The organism is Clostridium sp. UBA4548 (assembly GCF_002387895.1).
In the GTDB taxonomy this organism is placed as follows: Bacteria; Bacillota; Clostridia; order Clostridiales; family Clostridiaceae; genus Clostridium_J.
Genome location: NZ_DGLI01000028.1, coordinates 191,076 through 210,100, shown reverse-complemented (window position 1 = coordinate 210,100; position 19,025 = coordinate 191,076). Strand labels below are relative to the sequence as shown.

At 31.9% G+C, this 19,025-nt stretch carries 21 protein-coding genes; 17 read left to right on the top strand and 4 right to left on the bottom strand.

Annotated elements, in window-relative coordinates; genetic code table 11:
* Window positions 1-76 precede the first annotated feature (76 nt).
* Window positions 77-499: an IS3 family transposase gene (locus B3040_RS12175; protein WP_291573642.1), complete on the bottom strand. Its 423-nt coding sequence runs from the start codon at window positions 497-499 to the stop codon at window positions 77-79.
* A 343-nt stretch (window positions 500-842) separates the two neighbouring features.
* Here B3040_RS12175 and B3040_RS12170 point away from each other — a divergent pair, with 343 nt between their 5' ends.
* From B3040_RS12170 to B3040_RS12150, 5 genes are all read left to right on the top strand, one after another.
* Complete coding sequence (locus B3040_RS12170) at window positions 843-1,121, top strand: hypothetical protein (protein WP_291573640.1); 279 nt, start codon at window positions 843-845, stop codon at window positions 1,119-1,121.
* Window positions 1,103-1,357, top strand: coding sequence for an MmcB family DNA repair protein (locus tag B3040_RS12165; RefSeq protein ID WP_291573638.1), 255 nt, complete (start codon window positions 1,103-1,105; stop codon window positions 1,355-1,357). The genes B3040_RS12170 and B3040_RS12165 overlap by 19 nt, the downstream gene beginning before the upstream one ends.
* A 989-nt stretch (window positions 1,358-2,346) precedes the next feature.
* Window positions 2,347-2,898, top strand: a complete 552-nt coding sequence (locus tag B3040_RS12160; protein ID WP_291573636.1) for an RNA polymerase sigma factor — start codon at window positions 2,347-2,349, stop codon at window positions 2,896-2,898.
* A gap of 4 nt (window positions 2,899-2,902) precedes the next feature.
* A complete protein-coding gene (locus tag B3040_RS12155) occupies window positions 2,903-3,133 on the top strand; it encodes a BhlA/UviB family holin-like peptide (protein WP_291573634.1) in 231 nt (76 codons plus the stop codon).
* Window positions 3,134-3,240: 107 nt separating this feature from the next.
* On the top strand, window positions 3,241-3,645 hold the full coding sequence (locus B3040_RS12150; protein ID WP_291573632.1) for a hypothetical protein: 405 nt from the start codon (window positions 3,241-3,243) through the stop codon (window positions 3,643-3,645).
* Between the two features lie 40 nt (window positions 3,646-3,685).
* On the opposite strand, the gene B3040_RS12145 is transcribed toward B3040_RS12150, so the two are convergent.
* A complete protein-coding gene (locus B3040_RS12145; RefSeq protein ID WP_291573630.1) occupies window positions 3,686-3,949 on the bottom strand; it encodes a hypothetical protein in 264 nt (87 codons plus the stop codon).
* A 474-nt stretch (window positions 3,950-4,423) separates the two neighbouring features.
* Here B3040_RS12145 and B3040_RS12140 point away from each other — a divergent pair, with 474 nt between their 5' ends.
* The 6 genes from B3040_RS12140 (at window position 4,424) to B3040_RS12115 (ending at window position 11,495) form a co-directional block, all read left to right on the top strand.
* Window positions 4,424-4,795 (top strand): recombinase family protein, encoded by a 372-nt coding sequence (locus tag B3040_RS12140; protein ID WP_349679177.1) that lies wholly within the window; start codon window positions 4,424-4,426, stop codon window positions 4,793-4,795.
* A gap of 408 nt (window positions 4,796-5,203) precedes the next feature.
* Window positions 5,204-6,727, top strand: a complete 1,524-nt coding sequence (gene hutH / locus B3040_RS12135) for a histidine ammonia-lyase (RefSeq protein ID WP_291573628.1) — start codon at window positions 5,204-5,206, stop codon at window positions 6,725-6,727.
* 46 nt (window positions 6,728-6,773) lie between these two features.
* The gene (ftcD, locus tag B3040_RS12130; RefSeq protein ID WP_291573626.1) at window positions 6,774-7,670 is read left to right on the top strand and encodes a glutamate formimidoyltransferase; all 897 of its coding nucleotides are present in this window, start codon (window positions 6,774-6,776) and stop codon (window positions 7,668-7,670) included.
* Between the two features lie 22 nt (window positions 7,671-7,692).
* On the top strand, window positions 7,693-8,937 hold the full coding sequence (gene hutI / locus B3040_RS12125) for an imidazolonepropionase (RefSeq protein ID WP_291573624.1): 1,245 nt from the start codon (window positions 7,693-7,695) through the stop codon (window positions 8,935-8,937).
* A 15-nt stretch (window positions 8,938-8,952) separates the two neighbouring features.
* Complete coding sequence (locus tag B3040_RS12120; protein ID WP_291573622.1) at window positions 8,953-9,588, top strand: cyclodeaminase/cyclohydrolase family protein; 636 nt, start codon at window positions 8,953-8,955, stop codon at window positions 9,586-9,588.
* Between the two features lie 155 nt (window positions 9,589-9,743).
* Window positions 9,744-11,495, top strand: a complete 1,752-nt coding sequence (locus B3040_RS12115) for an Eco57I restriction-modification methylase domain-containing protein (RefSeq protein WP_291573620.1) — start codon at window positions 9,744-9,746, stop codon at window positions 11,493-11,495.
* 126 nt (window positions 11,496-11,621) lie between these two features.
* On the opposite strand, the gene speE is transcribed toward B3040_RS12115, so the two are convergent.
* A complete protein-coding gene (gene speE, locus B3040_RS12110; protein ID WP_291573618.1) occupies window positions 11,622-12,449 on the bottom strand; it encodes a polyamine aminopropyltransferase in 828 nt (275 codons plus the stop codon).
* A 303-nt stretch (window positions 12,450-12,752) separates the two neighbouring features.
* Between speE and spoIIAA the strand changes: the two genes are divergently transcribed.
* The 6 genes from spoIIAA to spoVAE all read left to right on the top strand — a co-directional run bounded on the left by spoIIAA (window position 12,753) and on the right by spoVAE (window position 16,352).
* Complete coding sequence (gene spoIIAA / locus B3040_RS12105; protein WP_017414673.1) at window positions 12,753-13,088, top strand: anti-sigma F factor antagonist; 336 nt, start codon at window positions 12,753-12,755, stop codon at window positions 13,086-13,088.
* A gap of 13 nt (window positions 13,089-13,101) precedes the next feature.
* Window positions 13,102-13,536 (top strand): anti-sigma F factor, encoded by a 435-nt coding sequence (gene spoIIAB / locus B3040_RS12100; RefSeq protein WP_291573615.1) that lies wholly within the window; start codon window positions 13,102-13,104, stop codon window positions 13,534-13,536.
* A gap of 9 nt (window positions 13,537-13,545) precedes the next feature.
* Window positions 13,546-14,301, top strand: a complete 756-nt coding sequence (sigF, locus tag B3040_RS12095; RefSeq protein WP_017414671.1) for an RNA polymerase sporulation sigma factor SigF — start codon at window positions 13,546-13,548, stop codon at window positions 14,299-14,301.
* Window positions 14,302-14,519: 218 nt separating this feature from the next.
* Window positions 14,520-14,972 carry a stage V sporulation protein AC gene (gene spoVAC / locus B3040_RS12090; protein ID WP_291573613.1) on the top strand — a complete coding sequence of 151 codons (453 nt, stop codon included), beginning with the start codon at window positions 14,520-14,522 and terminating at the stop codon, window positions 14,970-14,972.
* 5 nt (window positions 14,973-14,977) lie between these two features.
* Window positions 14,978-15,994, top strand: coding sequence for a stage V sporulation protein AD (gene spoVAD, locus B3040_RS12085; protein WP_291573611.1), 1,017 nt, complete (start codon window positions 14,978-14,980; stop codon window positions 15,992-15,994).
* Window positions 15,987-16,352, top strand: coding sequence for a stage V sporulation protein AE (gene spoVAE, locus B3040_RS12080; RefSeq protein ID WP_414632536.1), 366 nt, complete (start codon window positions 15,987-15,989; stop codon window positions 16,350-16,352). The genes spoVAD and spoVAE overlap by 8 nt, the downstream gene beginning before the upstream one ends.
* A 144-nt stretch (window positions 16,353-16,496) precedes the next feature.
* Here the strand turns inward: spoVAE and B3040_RS12075 are convergent, their stop codons facing one another.
* The gene (locus tag B3040_RS12075) at window positions 16,497-18,977 is read right to left on the bottom strand and encodes a transglycosylase domain-containing protein (RefSeq protein ID WP_291573609.1); all 2,481 of its coding nucleotides are present in this window, start codon (window positions 18,975-18,977) and stop codon (window positions 16,497-16,499) included.
* Window positions 18,978-19,025: the final 48 nt, after the last annotated feature.

Here is a 19,025-nt window from a genome sequence, read left to right as displayed (position 1 = left end):
ACCAAGGAACCCTATATAGGGAACCAGAGTTAAAACTTAACTTATCCATGAGTCCTACCCTGGTTCCCTTAAGGGGTTATGAAGATGAATAAGTTAAAATTCTATCATGGAACCCTATATAGGCTAGTATTTTGTTAGTAGAGGCATCTTTAATGGTCGATAAATAGGCCATACGGCCACCGCTGTATGGTAAATATGTTATATCAGTTAGCAAAACTTTTCCTGGAGTATTTTGTTTGAAGTTTCTATTCAAAATATTAGGTACAACAGTATGCTCCTTAGTAGCTTTCGGTATTTGATTATATGGATTGGCTTTGCGAATTAGGCAAACTATCTCGTATTTGTGCATAATTCTTTGAATACGCTTCCTGCTATAGATTATGTTGAACTCATTATTTAACGTCATTTTAATAGATATGGAACCACGTTTATATCCTCTATGTTCATAAGCTTTTAAAATTATATCCTTTAAAACTAAATCTTGTGCTTCTCGTTGCAACCGTCGATCGGTAGATCTTAAATAATTATAATAACCTGAACGGTATACATTTGCAGTATTGCACAAATGGCTAACTAAATTTGAGGTATTTAACTTATTAACAGTTAATTTGATTAACTTAAATGCTTCTGCTGCGGATAGCTTATAATTGTTCACCTACCTTTCTCGCAACTCTAACTTTTTTAACAATTCAATCTCAGCTTTCAAATATGCGATTTCTGCATCTTTTTTTGATATTAGTTCCTCTTGTGTAAGCTCACGCTCACGTGGACGACCACTGTTACTTCTTCTTGTATCATCTAACCCTAAAACGCCATGTTTCTTAAAGGCTTTTCGCCATCTATTGCTAGCATTTATAAAATATATAGAAAAGAGAATTAAGGAAGGCCGTAAATTAAATTTTGATTGGGATCAGCACGAGAAGAATAAGTTTGGAATTCCAGTATACTCTGAAGAATATAGATTACCAGTTGGATTAATGGAAGCAGAACAATATATTGAAAAACTTGAATTAATGGAAACAGAAATAAAGAAAATAGAAAAGGATAAAGTTAAAATTAGTAAAGAAATAAAAAAGTTAAAAACACTAAGGCTACTGATTACATGTCTAGTGCAACTATAGCAAATGAAATCAGTTTAAAAGGTATAGAAAGGCATGCTAAGATCCAGAATTATGGGCTTAAGTACTTATTTAACCAAGGGTATATATGTGCTGCAGAGATTACAATAGACAACTATAGATTTGATATTGTAGGTTATAATCGTGAAAATGGACAGGTAGTAATATTAGAGGCGAAGGCATCAGTGGGAGATTTAAGAATAGATAAAAAGTTAATTAACTATAAAGAGTTGCAATAACCTATATATAATTAGTGATAATCTAGAGGTCATTAGAGCTGCTAAAACAGCTATAGAGGACTACAAATATCCAGGTATAGGGTTACTAGAAGTTAGTGTCGGAAGAGTATATAATTTAATAAATTCTAACTCAAATAGCATCAATAATAATATAGTTATGAAAATCATGAATGAAATAAATAAGTCTAATTGTAAAAAAGTTATCTATGGATTTTAACTTAATATGTGACTTTATATAAGCTAAAGATGCGAGAACTATCTATTAACGAATTATAGATAGTTCTCGCATCTTTTAAACAATAATTAAAATATAAAACTACTTCTTATATTTTTTGTATGTAACCTTATTAAAATAACATTTAAATATCCTCAGGTTAATAAAAAAACCTTTTGTTATTTTTTCTTTTTGTGAGACTGATGAAGAATTCATGGAAAGGGTTCCTTTAGACCTGAATAATGAACTTACAATATTGATAAGTTTGTCCCAATGAGAATGTAAAAATGATAAAATACACTGCATATAGAATGCCTCCCTTTAATAAATTTTTTTAAAAACTAATCTTTGATCTTAATAAACTTTTAACCGCCGTTTCTGGCCAGAAAAATTAAAAGAAATTGACCTGACACTAATAGGTACTAAATTGTAGGTATTTATTAAAACTTATCATTTGGTTTAATAAACATATAATAAAAATAGTTTTTAAATTAAGTACCCACATACTTAGTTATAGAAGAATTTAGAAAAGTAATTGGCACGTATCATTCAAGGAACATATAAATTTCTTGAGTTTTTTGCTTTTTAGTCACAAATGAAATCTATTTTACGTTGAAAAGTATCCGCATTAGAGGAGTTTAAGTATATTTATTGAAAAGCATTTCTATATACTCATCAAAAAAACTTATTTTTAAAGTTTACAGTTTCTTTCACAATCCGTTTTTAGTTACATATATGGGTTAATTAGGGAATAGAAAGGATTGTGTTGAGGTATATGGATATTGAAACTTCTTTATATGAATTAGTTCTTCTACACCAAGAAGGTAACAGGGATGCTTCACTAGCGATCATTAACAAATTTAAACCATTAATTAAAAAATTATCTAAAAAACTAAATTATGAAGAAGCCGAAACAGATCTTGTAATTTTATTTATTCAACTTTTAGGAACAATAGATATAAATAAGTTTGATGAGTCTCATGAAGGTGCTTTAGTTAAGTATCTCTTTAATTTTCTAAAACATAGAAGTATTGATTTGTTTAGAAAATACGTGCTCAAACCCACTGAAGAGTTAGAATTGAATTTAGACATATTAAAAATTGAAGTTGATATGGATACTCATATTTTTGTAAAAGAACTTTTTGATATGGATATTTTGACAGCTCAACAAAAATTAATTTTAAAGCATAGCTATTTATCTGAATATTCTGATTCTGAGATTGCCAAGTCTTTAAATATTAGTAGACAAGCTGTTAATAAAACCAAAAGGCGAGGTATTGAGGCCCTTAGAAATTATCTGTATGTTATGGATAACGCAAAGGGGTGATTAAATGGAAAGTGAACTATTTAAAATAGCAGCTTCTCAAGGGTTATGGGCAGCCTTGAGTGTTGCTCTTATTTTTTATATTCTTAAAGCTCAGGAAAAAAGGGATATTAAGCAGGATGAAAGAGAAAAAAGTTATCAGGATATTATTTCTAGGCTAACAGATAAGTTTAACATTATTGAAGATGTAAAAAACGATGTACAGGAAATTAAAGATTATGTTTTTAAAAAAAAATAAATAATTGTTTTAAACTTAGGTTTACACGTTTCAAAAATTTTCGTTTTTAATTTATGTAATTCAATCGATTGAAAATAAAATATTTTAAATTTAAAGGAGATGTTTTTATGCCATACAATGGAGAAACTAAATACTTTGAAAATGTAGTAAATGCGATGCAATCTAGAAATCTGCGTGATAAATGTTTAAACGCTGCCAGCGATGTTAACAACTTAGGAATCTTAGCAATGAAAGCTTTAGTAGTACTACCTCCACTTGCTGTTGGAGTAATGGTAATGTCTGCAGTAATACAATACGACTTTAAAGCAGCTGGTAGGGCATACTCTTTAGCAAACGATTTAATGGATAGTGGCAGATTTATAAATGCCAAAGTAGCTCAAAAGTATCAATATAAAAGAGTAAAATCAGGTGGCGATTATTTTGAGTCTTGGTATGCAATAGAGGCACCTAAAGTTGTTGCATTACAATATGCTAATGGTAAATGGGAAACCGATCCTAGTTACTTAGGTTAAAAAAAAGCTAAAACATGTGAATACATGTTTTAGCTTTTTACTAATTTTTAAATACATTTAAGAATGTAGTCCCTGCTGCTAAGATCATTCCAAAAATAATACCCCAAAGAATATCATTTAACCCTGCGTAACCTTCCATACTTAGCCATATAAATGCAGATGATATTAATACAACACCTTTAATAATTTTCTTATATCTAAATTTGTTTATAAAACTCTCAATCGGTCTACATATTTTGTCATCAAATTTTTTTAAAAATATCCAAAACACAATATATGATATCACTGTTGACAAAATGGACATAAGGAGCCTCCTTTAATAATTATATACATATATATTACCATAATTTTGAATAAAATGTAAATTAATTCTTTGATTATTTTTCAGGAATTTTATTAAAGTCAAATTCAAAATACCCTGTTTTCTACAGAAATCATTAAAATCATTCCACATCTTATCACTTATCCTGATAGGCTTTTTAACGATATCGTCATTCGGAAGATTTATATCAACGATTAAAGAATTTTTAATTATAAGGTTATGCCTTTTTTATGTCCCCTTTTAACCCTCATTATATAACCTCCTTTGATGACATCCTCATTGTCACCCTAAATAACTCTCTTATATGTTCAATTTATCAACAGTTTTTATGTACATGTTTAAAACGAATAAAAATATACATAAACCTTTATAAAACAATAATAATCAAGATATATAAGTGTTCAATGCGTTGAATAACTTTTTTGAACACTTATAATTGTTATAGGAGGGGTTGCTATGAATTACAGCTATGAAAGAGTATCTACTATTAAGCAAGATGAAAAACGTCAAGAAATGGCGTTGGAGCATATTAAAATCAATAAAAGGTATATAGATAAGGTAACTGGGAAAAGCGCAGATAGACCAAAGTTAAATAAGTTAAAATTAGAGGCAAAGAAAACTGACAACGTTTATTGTGAAAGTATTTCAAGATTAGGAAGAAATGTAGATGGTCTTAGGTCACTATGCGAATTTTTTAAAGAAAAAGGTGTTGTAGTTCATTTCATCAAAGAAGGATTTAACACAAATGGTGATACATACAAGTTTTTATTAACTATCCTGGGTGCAGTTGCAGAAATGGAACGTGAAATAACTGCCCAAAGACTTTAAGAAGTATTATGAAAAGTGGAAATTCGGAGAAATAACAGCAGTCGAGTTTACTAAATTATTAGGTGTTAAGTCAAGAAGTACATTATATAGCTATATAAAGCTCTATGAAGGGGAAATTAAAGAGGTTGATAGAGATTGAACTAGACTTTTTATTTTGTAAGTCATATATAGATTTACTACTTGAAACCTTAAAGTATTTTGCTATCCAAGTATAGAAAAAATTAATTTTATTTAAAGCTAAGACGTGGTATATCTATATAGATAAAAAGCAGTATGAGAAGTTTAACAAAGTAAAGTGATGTTATGTTAAAAATATTCGCAATATTCTTGATATATTTTTAGGAGGTTATTTGGGTTTTATAAAGAATAGAGTAGATATAGAAATCTATAAATATTGGGGGTTATTAAATGAAAAAAGTGGTGATTGATGGAAATAGTTTAACTCTAGAAGAAATTATCAAAGTAGCTAGAGAAAATTATCAGGTAGAGCTTAGTGAAGAAGCAAAGAAAAGAGTAATTAAATCAAGAAGTATAGTAGATAGCATCGTAGAAAATGACCAGGTTGTTTATGGAATTACTACGGGGTTTGGAAAGTTTTCTGATGTAACTATATCAGGAGAGGATTGTAAAACTCTTCAAAGAAACCTTATTATATCTCATGCTTGCGGCTTCGGAAATAGGCTGGCAAAAGATGAGGTTAGAACTGCCATGCTACTAAGAGCCAACGCTTTATCAAAAGGGTATTCTGGCATTAGATTAGAAACTTTAAATACTCTTATTGAAATGTTAAACAAAGGAGTTCATCCTATAATTCCAGAGAAGGGTTCTTTAGGGGCTTCAGGAGACTTAGCACCACTTTCTCATATGGTGCTTCCTATGCTTGGGGAAGGGGAAGCAGAATATAAAGGAGAGATATTAACTGGCCAGGAGGCAATGAAAAGAGCAGAAATTCCTGTAGTAGAATTAGTTGCTAAGGAAGGTTTAGCCCTTATTAATGGAACTCAAATAATGACAGCAGTAGGTGCTCTTGCACTTTATGATGGAATTAACCTTGTAAAAACCTCAGACATAGCTTCAGCTTTAACTTTAGAGGCACTAAGAGGTATAAGAGATGCCTTTGATCCAAGAACGCATAGTATTAGGCCTCATAGAGGACAAATCAAAACAGCAGAGAATGTTTTAAATTTAGTAGAAGGAAGTAGTCTTATTACAAATCAAGGAGAGATAAGAGTTCAAGATGCCTACACCTTAAGATGTATTCCACAAATCCATGGTGCTAGCAAGGATGCCTTAAACTATGTAAAGGAAAAAGTTGAAATTGAAATTAATTCAGTAACAGACAATCCAATAGTTACTGAAGAAGGCCAAGTAATTTCAGGAGGAAACTTCCATGGGCAGCCAATGGCTTTAGCTTTTGATTTTCTAGGTATTGCTATGGCAGAACTTGCAAATGTATCCGAGAGAAGACTTGAAAGATTGATAAACTATCAACTAAATGATTTACCTGCTTTTTTAGTTAAGCATGGGGGCTTAAACTCTGGGTTTATGATTACACAATATGCAGCAGCGGCTTTAGTATCAGAAAATAAAATTTTAGCTCATCCAGCTAGTGTGGATTCTATACCATCTTCTGCAAATCAAGAAGACCATGTAAGTATGGGTACTATAGCAGCAAGAAAGGGAAGGGACATAATCAGAAACTGTGAAAGAGTTTTAGCTACTGAGATTTTAGCAGCTTGTCAAGGAATAGATTTTAGAGAAAATGTCACTTTAGGAAAAGGAACTAAAATAGCCTATGATACAGTAAGAAAAGCTGTAAATTTTATAGATAAAGATGTAGTTATGTATAAAGAGCTAGATAAAGTACTAGAACTTATAGTTAAGGAAACAATTGTTAATAATGTAGAGAAAGTAGTAAAAGTAACTTATTAATAGAAGAAATAATTTAATTTTATAAAAATATAAGGAGGACTTTATAATGGGGAGAATTATTGAATGTATACCTAACTTTAGTGAGGGAAGAGATAAGGCGAAAGTAGAAAGTATAGTAGAAGTTTTAAGAAAGGCTGAGGGGGTAAAGCTTTTAGACTACTCAAGCGATGCAGACCATAACAGAACTGTAGTTACAGCAGTTGGAAATCCAGAGGCACTCCAAGCAGCAATAATTAACATGGCAGAGAAGGTTTATGAAGTTATAGACATGAGCACTCATGAAGGTGGTCACCCAAGAATGGGAGCTTTAGATGTAGTACCTTTTGTTCCAATAGAAGGGGTTACTATGGAGGAATGCGTTGAAATAGCTAATAATGTTGGTAAAGTAATTGGTGAGAGATTCAATGTACCTGTTTACCTTTATGAAAAAGCTGCTACAGCATCACATAGAGAGAACTTAGCTTCTGTAAGAAAAGGACAATATGAAGGTTTCTTTACAAAAATAAAAGAAGGAAATTGGAAACCAGATTATGGTCCAAGTGAAGTAAATGTGAAGGGTGGATGCATTGCTATTGCAGCTAGAGAACCACTTGTAGCTTTTAATGTTAACTTAGGTACAGATAAAGTGGAAATTGCTGATGCCATTGCAAAAACTGTAAGACATTTAGGTGGAGGCTTAAGATTTGTTAAGGCTATGGGAGTAAAATTAGAAGATAGAAACATAGCTCAAGTTTCAATGAACCTAGTAAACTACGAAAAAACTGCAGTATATAGAGCTTTTGAAATGGTTAAAATGGAAGCAAAACGTTATGGAGTACCAGTTATAGGCAGTGAAGTTATAGGTCTTGTACCAATGGCAGCCTTAGTTAAGAGTGCAGAGTACTATCTTCAAATAGAAAACTTCTCAATGGATCAAATATTAGAAAAAAGAATAAGTGAATAATTTTATTTAGGAGCTGATACTAATGGGCATAATTATTAAGAACATTGACTGTTTAGTTACCTGTGAGGGCAGCTATAGAAAGAAAAGAGAAGAAATGAAGGATGCCAAAATCATTGAAAATGGTTATGTGGTAATAAGAGAAGATAAAATCATAGCTGTAGGCAGTGGAGAAGAATATAGAGACTATATAGCTGAAGCAGATACTATCATAGATGGAAGAGGTAAGACAGTGACACCAGGTCTTGTGGACCCTCATACTCATGTAGTGTATGCTGGAAGCAGGGAAAGAGAGCTACCACTAAAATTAAACAAGGTAGGCTATATAGAAATACTTAAAATGGGTGGAGGTATATTAAGTACAGTAGAAAACACCAGAAAAGCTTCAGTTGAAGAATTAGCAGGAGAAGCTAGAAAAAGATTAGACATTATGCTTAATCATGGAACTACTACTGTAGAGAGTAAATCAGGCTACGGCTTAGATTTAGAAAGCGAAGAAAAAATCCTTAAGGTAAATCAGTTACTTAATGAAAGTCATCCTATAGATATAGTTTCAACCTTTATGGGAGCTCATGCAATTCCAAAGGAATATAAGGAAAATCGAAAAGAATTTATAAGAAAAATTAATGAAGAAATGATTCCTTATATAAGTGAACATAAATTAGCTGAGTTCGTTGACTGTTTTTGTGAAGAGGGAGTTTTTACAACAGAGGAATGCAAGAACATTTTAGAAATAGGAAGAAAACATGGGTTGAAGCTTAAGATTCATGCTGATGAGGTAGAGTCAGTAAAGGGAGCAGAATTAGCAGGAGAATTAAAAGCTACAACTGCAGAGCATTTAATCGCAGCTTCTGATGAAGGAATAAAGGCGTTAGCTGATAATGATGTAGTTGCAGTACTTTTACCATCTACAGCCTTTTATTTAATGCTTGGAAAATATGCAAGGGCAAGGGAAATGATTAATAATGGAGTTGCTGTAGCACTAGCAACAGATTGTAATCCAGGAACTTCACCTACGGAGTCACTACAAAATGTAATGACCTTTGCTTGCTTTGGAATGAGAATGTTCCCAGAAGAAATCATTAATGCTATGACTATTAATGCAGCTTGTGCAATAAATAGAGAAGACAGTATTGGTTCCATAGAAGTGGGTAAAAAGGCTGACATTGCAATTTTTAGTAGTAAAAATTTAAATTATTTAATTTATCATTTTGGTATAAATTCTATAGATAAAGTTATAAAAAATGGTAAAATCGTAGTGGAACATTAAAAGGAGTGAGTAAATATGTTAGACAATAAAACTGTAAGAGAATTCGTAGAAGAGCTTGGATCAAACTCACCAGCTCCAGGTGGAGGAAGTGTAGCAGCTTTAGCTTCATCCTTAGCTAGTGCATTAAGTGCCATGGTATTTAACTTGACTGTAGGAAAAAAAGCTTATGCAAGCTTAAATGATGAGGAAAAAGCATTAGTAGATAAGCACTTAGAAATTACAGATAAGTTAAAAGATGAATTTTTAGACTTAATGAATAAGGATGTAGAAGCTTTTAACTCTGTAATGGCTGCCTTTAAACTTCCAAAGGAAACAGAAGAAGAAAAGGCAATTAGAAGTGAGAAGATACAAGAAGGCTATAAAGGGGCAATTGCAATTCCTCTAGAGGTGGCAAGAAAAACCTTTAACCTTTATGACAGTATTTTAGTTTCAGTTAAATACGGAAACAAAAATGCAATTTCTGATGGTGGGGTTGCAGCCTTAATGACTCAAAGTGCTATTGAAGGAGCTATACTAAATGTAAAAATAAATCTTTCAAGCATTAAAGATGAAGAGTATAAAGCTGCCATGGAAAAAGAAATAGAAAGACTTTCTAAGGACGGGTTAAAAAGAAAAGAAGAAATATTAACTATAGTAAAAGAAAATATGTAATATTATGTCCCATACTTTAATTTCTTAGAGTATGGGACATTTTTCTTTTAATTTTTACATTATTACAAAAATTGTTCAGTTATGTTATACTGATTTTAATATAAATAAGAAAGTAAAGTTTCTTTAAATAGTAGTTATGTAAGGAAGTGATCGCCATGGGAAAAATATTTGTTGATAATATCAAAGAAGTTATTGAAGTATTAAATTCTCCTATAGATTTTATGTTTAAGGAGATTGCAATTGGAAGTTTTAAAAAGAAAATTCATATTCCTGATGAACAAACTGTTGCAGAATATTACTATGAAATAATAAAAAATAACAAAGAAAAAGGAACAGTTTATTCTCCATTTGCTATGGCAAGATACCTTATAGACAACACAATAAAAGAAGAGGATATAATTAAAAATCCATATATAAAAATATTAGATCCCGCCTGTGGTACGGGGAATTTACTAATACATTGTTTTACTTATATTAAAGACATATACCTAAGAAATATAAGTAGGATAAACAAAGAAAATAAAATAAAACTAAATGAAAACAATATCAATAGGCATATTGTTACACACAACTTATATGGATTTGATATAGATGGTGTGGCTCTAGATATACTCAAACTAGACCTGTTTTCAATAAGTGGAGAAGTTACAAAAAATCTTGTTAATGGAGATTTTTTAACTTATGAAGAACTTGATAAGTTCAATGTAATAATTGGAAATCCACCATATGTTGGTCCAAAATCTATAGATAAGGAATATTCATTAAAATTAAAAACTATATATAGTGAAGTTTTCAAAGATAAAAGTGATATTTCCTACTGTTTTTTTAAGAAGTCTATTGATACTCTTAGAGAACAGGGAAAGCTGTCTTTTATTACTTCAAGATATTTTTTAGAGTCTTCAAGTGGAAAGAATTTAAGAAGAATTATAAATGAATCCATGTCTGTTTATAAACTTATTGATTTTTACGGGGTTAGACCCTTCAAAGGGATAGGTATTGATCCTGTAATCATATTTATGGATAAGAGTAAGGACACTTATAAGGATATAGAAATAATAAAACCACTTTCTGATAAGGGGAAAAAAGATAACAGGTTTTTTAATTCCTTATTTTTAAATGAAGGGAATGATTATAACAGATTTTTTATATCTCAAGAATCACTAAAGGGCGATGAATGGATTCTTAGGAATAATGAAATTAAGGAAATAGTTAGAAAGATAGAAAGTAAGTGTAAATACTTATTGTCAGATATTTGTACAAGCCATCAAGGGATTATTACTGGATGTGATAGAGCTTTTGTGGTTAAAGGTCAAACAGCAGAGCAAAGGCATCTAGAAAAAGATATACTAAAACCTTGGATTAAGGGAAGCTATATAAGAAAAAATGAAGTAAATAGGCAAAATAGTTATCTTATATACTCGGATTTGATAAAGGAAGAAAGTCAGTATCCAAACTCAATAAGGTATATTGGGGACTATAAAGAAAAGTTATCAATGAGAAGAGAGTGCGTAAAAGGTGTAAGAAAATGGTATGCCCTTCAATGGGGAAGAACTCAAAATATTTTTGAAGATAAAAAAATAATATTTCCCTTTAAAGCTGCTAGCAGCAAATTTGCTTTAGATGAGGGTAGTTATTTTAGTGCAGATGTTTATGCTTTAAGGTTAAAAGAGAAAATAGATTTTTCCTATGAATTTTTATTATTTATATTAAATAGTAACTTGTATGAATTTTATTTTAAAACCTTTGCTAAAAAGTTAGGTGAAGATTTATATGAGTATTATCCTAACAATGTTATGAAGCTTAGAATACCTGATTTTAATGGGTTTAGCACTTTAACAGAAGAAGAGTTATACAATTACTTTAATATAAATCATGAGGAAATAAAAATAATAGAAGATTCCTTATAAGGTTGTAATAAAGTGTTTTAAATTTTAAAGGCTAGTGAAAAGTTCACTAGCCTTGTGTTATAACTTGAGTTTAATTATTAAACTGATGTTATATTATAGTTATTAAATTTGTAACATATAAAGTATTTATTTAATTAAATCTTCAACATATTTAGGAAGGGTAAAACAGGCTTTGTGTAGTTTTTTAGTATAGTATTTAGTATCTATGTCTAAAGCATTAGTTAGGTCAGCATTTTCAGGATCATGCTTTTTAGAACCTACTGTAAAGCTCCAGTATCCGCTTGGATAAGTAGGGATAGCTGCCATAAATAACTTAGTTACAGGGAAAACAGCTTTTGCGTCATTAAATACACTCTTAACTACTTCTGGAAGATAGAAAGGAGTTTCTGTTTGAGCTATGAATATACCTTCCTCAGTTAAGCATTCAGAGATTTCTTTATAGAAGCTTCCGCCGAATAATCCCTCCGCAGCTCCGAAAGGATCAGTAGAATCTACAATTATTATATCAAATTCATTTTTATGTTCATGAACATATTTAATTCCGTCACCTATAAAAACCTCACATCTTGGGTCATCTAATGCACAAGATATTTCAGGCAAATACTTTTTGCACTCCTCTACAACAGCACCATCGATTTCACATAATACAGCTTTTTCTACTGAAGGATGCTTTAGCACTTCTCTGATAGCGCCACCATCTCCACCACCAACAACTAAAACTTTCTTAGGATTTGGATGAGTAAATAGAGGTATATGAGCTATCATTTCATGATAAACATATTCATCATTAATAGTTGTTTGTACAATCCCATCAAGGACAAGCATTCTTCCTAAAGCTTCTGTATCTAATATAGCTAAATCTTGAAAGTCAGTTTTTCTTCTAACCAAAGTTTCTTTTATCTTATAAGTCATAGCTGCACTTTCTATTTGTTCTTCTTTTAACCACATTTCCATATTAAATTCCTCCAAGTTGTAATTTCTACTATTATATATAGTTGTAAAAAATAAACAACACCATTATAACAATATAAAATATTTTCTGCAATATATAGTATTTTGCCCAACATGCAGTATATTGTGCAGGAAAACCAAGGTTTTTTACTAGAATTTTACTTAAAAAAAATAAATTTTAAAAATAAATATAAAAATATTGTTAAAAAGAAGGAAAAAACTGTAATTTATAGAATAATTAGTGTATAATTAATAATCATAAATGGAAAGGTTTTGCATATATATAAAAATTTTGGAGGGATACGCATGTTACTAAGATTTGAGCCAGTTACGGATAAGCTTGTGGTTTACTTGCAAGGGGAACTAGACCACCATAGTGCTGAAGAAGTTAGAAATAGAGTAGATGATATGTTGGACAAAGAAGGATACACAAAGTTGATATTAGACTTTTCAGGGGTAAACTTTATGGATAGTTCGGGAATTGGTGCTGTTATTGGCCGATATAAAAAGGTAGCTATGAGAAATGGAAAGGTTTGTATTACTAATCCAAGAGCTTCAGTAAAGAGAGTATTTGAGTTATCAGGTATGTTTAAAATAATTTCAGTTTTTGATGATGTTGAACAAGCGGTCAACAACATTTAATGGAGGGATTGTAATGAAGCAAAATAGAATGAAAGTAGAATTTAAAAGTATTTCGGAAAATGAGAGTTTTGCAAGGGTAGTAGTTTCTGCATTTGCTGCTCAGTTAGATCCCACTTTAGATGAAATTAGCGATATAAAAACAGCTATTTCAGAAGCGGTAACCAATGCAATAATTCATGGATATGGTAATGAAAATGAAGATAAAACTGTCACTGTAGAAGCTGCAATAAATGGAAATGAACTAACTGTTAGTGTCACTGATGAGGGAGAAGGAATTGATAATTTAGAGCTTGCTATGCAACCATTATATACCTCAAGACCAGATTTAGAGAGATCTGGTATGGGATTTACTGTTATGGAAACATTTATGGATTCCTTAGAAGTTAAATCTGAAAAAGGTAGGGGAACAACTATTACAATGAAGAAGATCTTTAACTCAGTAAGATAGGTGAAGAGTATGAGTGATAAGGGGCTTAAAAATAATAATTACAATTATGATGACAACATGCAGTTAATAAAGCTTGCGAAAGATGGGGATAAGGTTGCGCTAGATTATCTTATTGAAATGAATTTACCTTTAGTGTCTTCTATAAGTAAAAAGTTTTTAAATAGAGGATATGAGTATGATGATATATTTCAAATAGGATGTATTGGACTTGTAAAGGCAGTAAATAACTTTGATGATAAATTTAATGTGAAATTCTCTACATATGCTGTTCCCATGATAATAGGAGAGATAAAGAGATTTTTAAGAGATGATGGAATTATTAAAGTTAGTAGAAGTGTAAAAAATACAGCAAGAAAACTTCATTACGATAAGGATTCCTTAACAAAAAAGTTGGGAAGAGAACCTACAATTGAAGAGCTTTCACAGTTTTCAGGCATTGATAAGGAAGAAATTATCACTGCATTAGAATCTTCTAGTAGTATGCAATATCTATATGATACTATACATCAAGATGATGGAGCTCCAGTGCTACTAATTGATAAACTAAGTGAGGATTATGAAGAAGATAATGAAGTTATTGATAAGTTAGCATTGAAAGAAGCTTTGACAAAGCTTGATATGAAATCAAGACAAATTATACTTTTAAGATACTTTAAGGATAAGACCCAAATTCAAGTAGCTAAAATGATGGGTATTAGTCAGGTTCAAGTATCAAGAATTGAAAAAAAAGTTTTAAAGATAATGAAAGAAAAGTTAAGTGGATAGGACGCCATTGAATAAGATACTATTGAGTAACACTCAATAGTATCTTATTTTTGAGTAAAAATAAGATATTTGCAGATAATATATTTATTGCCAGAGTAAATAATAATTTACTAGATAAAATCATTATTAAAATAGTGAAACTTTCCTAGGTAAAAGGAAAATAAATAGGCTAATGATCTGATTAATCTAACAGCAAAGATAATAAGGAGTTGTTCACTATGAAAGTTAAGGAAAAAAACATAAGACAAAAGTTTCAGCAACTTTACGAACAGTCTAAACCTAAGCCTAATTTGGTGAGAAATAGTTTTAGAGCCTTTTGGACTGGCGGGTTAATATGTATGGTTGGAGAGATAATATACGATGTTCTCATTAACTTAGGAATATCAAAAGTAGAAGCTTCAGCTTTTGAATCAATAATAATGATTTTTATAGGCGCATTACTTACAGGTGTGGGTATATATGATAAGATTGGAGATTATGCAGGGGCAGGATCAGTAGTACCTATCACTGGATTTGCTAACTCAATAGTTTCACCTGCTATAGAATTTAAGAAAGAGGGTTTTGTATTTGGTGTAGCGGCAAAAATGTTTACTGTGGCTGGACCAGTGCTTGTTTATGGAATAACATCTTCTTTTATTTTAGGAATATTATATTACTTTTTTAGGTGGTGATGTTTGTGGCAAGAAAAGTTGGACTTCAAACTGTAGAGTTAGGAAGTAAACCTAAAATCATTGAAGCCTATACGATAGTAGGGCCAAAGGAGGGGGAGGGGCCCTTAAAAGAATATTTTCACGAAATACTCAGTGATGATATGTGTGAGTGTAAAAGCTTTGAGCTAGCAGAGAGCAAAATTCACTATAACACAGTGACTTCCTGTATTAAAAAAGCAGGAATGAAGGAATCAGACATTGATTATATTTTTGCAGGGGACCTATTAAACCAAATAATGTCATCTACCTTTATGGCAAGAGATTTAGAAATTCCTTTTATTGGACTTTATGGAGCTTGCTCCACTTTTACTGAAGCTATAACTATGGCAGCTATGGCAATTGAAGCTGAATTTGCAGCTTATGCTATTGCATCAACCTCCTCCCATTTTTCTTCTGCTGAGCGTCAATTTAGATTACCCTTGGAAATGGGAAGTCAAAGATCCCCTTCTTCCCAATGGACGGTAACTGGTGCAGGAGCATTACTCCTTGGAAAAAGGGGAGAGTATCCCTACATTACACATGTTACTACAGGAAAAGTTAAGGACTATGGCATAAAGGATCCCAATGAAATGGGAGCAGCTATGGCGCCTGCTGCTGTTGATACCTTAAAGCAACATTTTCAGGATACCAATAGAACAGAAAAGGATTATGACTTGATAGTAAGTGGGGACTTAGGGAAAGTAGGAAAAACTATTACCATAGAGCTACTAAAGGAATATGGCTACAACATAGAAAGCAATTATATTGACTGTGGAGAGGAAATCTTTCATGGGGAAAATCAAGGAACTAATTGTGGTGGAAGTGGAGCAGGATGTTCTGCCACTGTAATGTGTAGCATGATATATAAAGGTTTACTAAATAAAAAATATAAAAGAGTACTATTAATTGCTACAGGAGCCCTTCTAAGTTCAACATCAGCCCTTCAAGGGGAAAGTATTCCAGGAATAGCTCATGCTGTTGTAGTGGAATGTGGAGGTGATTAACATAGGAGAGTATTTAAGAGTTTTTCTTGTAGGAGGAATAATTTGTGTTATAGCACAAGTATTAATGGATACCACAAAGCTTACGCCAGCAAGAATACTAGTTATTTTTGTAACAGCTGGGGTTATACTTCAAGGATTTGGCATATATGAAAAAATAGTTGAAGTTGGGAAATCCGGTGCTACAGTTCCACTGCCAGGCTTTGGATACTCACTTGCCAAGGGAGTTATGAAAGAAGTTGATGATAGTGGAATTATAGGTGTTTTTACAGGTGGAGTTAAGGGTACTGCAGGAGGAATTACGGTAGCTATTGTATTTGGATACATCATGTCACTTTGTTTTAACTCTAAGACAAAATAATTTTCAGCTTTAAAATAAATTTTAAGGTTAAATTAAAGTATAAAAAATCCTATAAATAAAATAACCTTTAAAATTTGCAATAAACTATACCCCCAATGCTTTTTAAAAGCACTGGGGGTATTTTAAATTTAGTTAAATTTAATTTTAAGGATTTGGGTTTGTAGGAGGAATAGTTGGCTCTCCAGGTTTATTAGGAGGCTTAGTTGGATCAGTTGATGTACCAGGTTTATTAGGATCGGTGCCAGTACCACCAGGAGTAGTTCCAGGTGTAGTTGTACCAGGGGGATCAGTTGTTACTGGAGGCTTATCTTCAGGCTTTGTTGGATCCTTTTCAGTAGGAGCTAAGTAAGCATCATCCTCAAGTTTAACATTATATTTATTTTCCCTCTTAATAAATACTCTCTTTTCAACTTTATCCTTTGGAGTAAATTCAGTAGCTAGATAGTATTTACCATCTGCTCCTTTTGTTACTTCTAATTCAACATGAACATCATCAAGAGTAGTAGGTTGAGTTCCTTCTATAAACATTTCTTGATAAGCTCTATTACCTCTTGGATCACGCTTTGTAAGTTCAGTAGGAATTTTCCCTGAATCTTTAGATACATAAGCGTTAACGATTCCCTCGGGCTTTTGGATATCTTTTACCTGTAAGCCTTCATGAATAGGTTTCATAATTTTCCCCCATAGGGTAGCTGAGTTATTACTACCTCTAACACCACTATCAAGTTCTTTGTAATTATCGTAACCAATCCATACAGCAGCAGAGTAATAAGGTGTAAGTCCAGCGAAAGAAATATCTACATAATCAGAAGAGGTTCCTGTCTTACCTCTAACTGGCATATCCCCAAATTTAGCACCAGGACCAGTTCCAGCAATTGGCTCTTTTAATAAGTCGTACATTATATAAGCTGCCTGAGGTGAAATTACTTGAGTAGATTCGAACTTTGGTTCTAAAAGAACCTTTCCACTCTTATCAGTTACTTTAGTATACATTCTTGCTTTAGACATCATCCCTTGATTTCCAAAAGCACCATAAGCCTGTGCCATTGCAAGTGGGTTAGTTCCTTTTAGCTCTCCACCATCTAGCTGTCCTAAAGCAAGAGCAGAAATACTTGTTTTGTCTGTATTATCTAAGTGAATCCCGAACTTTTCACCATACTTCACTGCAGTTTGAAGTCCAATTTCATCATCTATTTTAACAGAAATAGTGTTTTTAGAATATTTTACTGCATCCCTTAAAGTTATATAACCAGCATATTTGTTTGGAAGGTTAGTAGGACTATAAGGTTCTTTACCAGGTGCAGCATATTTAGAACCCACATTTTTAGGAATAGGTGCATCTTCAAATACTGAACCAGCAGTCATCTTCTTTGAATCTATGGCTGGTGCATATACTGTTAATGGCTTTATGCTTGAACCAGGAGATCTTAAGAAGTTATCAGAAGCTGCTCTATTATAAGATAAAGCAGGTTGTTCTCCACGACCACCTACAATAGCTTTCACTTCACCCTTTAAATAATCAACTACTACTGCAGAAGCTTGTAAATCCTTGTAATTAGGAAAAGATTCATTTATAACCTTTTGAGTAGAGTCTTGAATTTTCTTATCCATTGTAGTGTGTATTTGTAATCCACCAGAATTAAGATGTTCATAGGCTTCAGCCTCAGTATATCCATAAACTTTCATTAAATCTTTTTTTACTTGTTCAACCACAGGACGAGAAAACCATTCATAGTTCATCTTATCTATTGACACTTCAGAGAAAGTGAAGGTTAAATTCTCAGCCATAGCTGTATCATATTCTCCTTGAGTAATAGCGCCAGTTTCTAACATCTTTCCTAAAACAGCTTTTGTTCTAGGAGAGTCAAAAGGCTGTTTAGTTTCAAAGGCATTACGCGCCATAGTAAAGGATAATGAAGGGTTTTGAGCAGCGCCTGCTAGAAAGGCTGCCTGCTTTAAGGTTAAGTCTGAAACCGATTTGTTGAAGTACATATTGGCAGCAGCTTCTACTCCATGGGAGTCTCCTCCTAAGAATATAGTATTCATATATGCTTCTAAAATTTGATCCTTACTTAATTTTTTTTCAATTTCCATAGCTAGATACATTTCTTGAATTTTTCTTTTAAAAGATAATCTGTTATCTAATGATTCTTGTAAAAAAAACTTGTATTTAACTAGCTGTTGGGTAATAGTGGAAGCACCCTCATAGCTTCCTTGAGCCATACCAACTAGTACTTTTACATTTTTTAAAGTGGAACCAGCTAGTCTTCTGTAGTCTATGCCATGATGAGATTTAAATCTTTCATCTTCAATACTAACAAAAGCATCTTTTAAATCCTCTGGTGCCTTATCCAAGGTTATAGCGATTCTTCGTTGCTCAGAAATATACTCATCCATTTTTTGTCCAGCATTATCATAAAGTATGGAAGTTTCTCTAACCTTTAAAAAATTATTTACTTCAAGCTTTGGTGCAGTTTTTATAACTGCTAGAAAAATTCCTCCACCAACTGCTATGGAAGTTAAAATAACTAATAAAAGAAGTATATATAGAATTTTAAAGAATTTTTTCTTCTTTTTTTTCATGGGTTTTTTGTTTTTTCCTTCGGTTTGTCTATTTTCCCCCATAAGGTATCCTCCTTAAGATTTTCTTTCATTTTTAGTTATTATACCATA

What these genes read in the sequence shown, in the direction of transcription:
- spoVAC (WP_291573613.1), top strand. Translation starts at nt 14,520, where the DNA reads ATGAAAGTTAAGGAAAAAAACATAAGACAAAAGTTTCAGCAACTTTAC.
- B3040_RS12160 (WP_291573636.1), top strand. Translation starts at nt 2,347, where the DNA reads ATGGATATTGAAACTTCTTTATATGAATTAGTTCTTCTACACCAAGAA.
- B3040_RS12120 (WP_291573622.1), top strand. Translation starts at nt 8,953, where the DNA reads ATGTTAGACAATAAAACTGTAAGAGAATTCGTAGAAGAGCTTGGATCA.
- sigF (WP_017414671.1), top strand. Translation starts at nt 13,546, where the DNA reads ATGAGTGATAAGGGGCTTAAAAATAATAATTACAATTATGATGACAAC.
- B3040_RS12155 (WP_291573634.1), top strand. Translation starts at nt 2,903, where the DNA reads ATGGAAAGTGAACTATTTAAAATAGCAGCTTCTCAAGGGTTATGGGCA.
- B3040_RS12145 (WP_291573630.1), bottom strand. Translation starts at nt 3,949, where the DNA reads ATGTCCATTTTGTCAACAGTGATATCATATATTGTGTTTTGGATATTT.
- hutH (WP_291573628.1), top strand. Translation starts at nt 5,204, where the DNA reads ATGAAAAAAGTGGTGATTGATGGAAATAGTTTAACTCTAGAAGAAATT.
- spoIIAB (WP_291573615.1), top strand. Translation starts at nt 13,102, where the DNA reads ATGAAGCAAAATAGAATGAAAGTAGAATTTAAAAGTATTTCGGAAAAT.
- B3040_RS12165 (WP_291573638.1), top strand. Translation starts at nt 1,103, where the DNA reads ATGTCTAGTGCAACTATAGCAAATGAAATCAGTTTAAAAGGTATAGAA.
- B3040_RS12140 (WP_349679177.1), top strand. Translation starts at nt 4,424, where the DNA reads ATGAATTACAGCTATGAAAGAGTATCTACTATTAAGCAAGATGAAAAA.
- speE (WP_291573618.1), bottom strand. Translation starts at nt 12,449, where the DNA reads ATGGAAATGTGGTTAAAAGAAGAACAAATAGAAAGTGCAGCTATGACT.
- B3040_RS12075 (WP_291573609.1), bottom strand. Translation starts at nt 18,977, where the DNA reads ATGGGGGAAAATAGACAAACCGAAGGAAAAAACAAAAAACCCATGAAA.
- B3040_RS12115 (WP_291573620.1), top strand. Translation starts at nt 9,744, where the DNA reads ATGGGAAAAATATTTGTTGATAATATCAAAGAAGTTATTGAAGTATTA.
- spoIIAA (WP_017414673.1), top strand. Translation starts at nt 12,753, where the DNA reads ATGTTACTAAGATTTGAGCCAGTTACGGATAAGCTTGTGGTTTACTTG.
- B3040_RS12150 (WP_291573632.1), top strand. Translation starts at nt 3,241, where the DNA reads ATGCCATACAATGGAGAAACTAAATACTTTGAAAATGTAGTAAATGCG.
- hutI (WP_291573624.1), top strand. Translation starts at nt 7,693, where the DNA reads ATGGGCATAATTATTAAGAACATTGACTGTTTAGTTACCTGTGAGGGC.
- ftcD (WP_291573626.1), top strand. Translation starts at nt 6,774, where the DNA reads ATGGGGAGAATTATTGAATGTATACCTAACTTTAGTGAGGGAAGAGAT.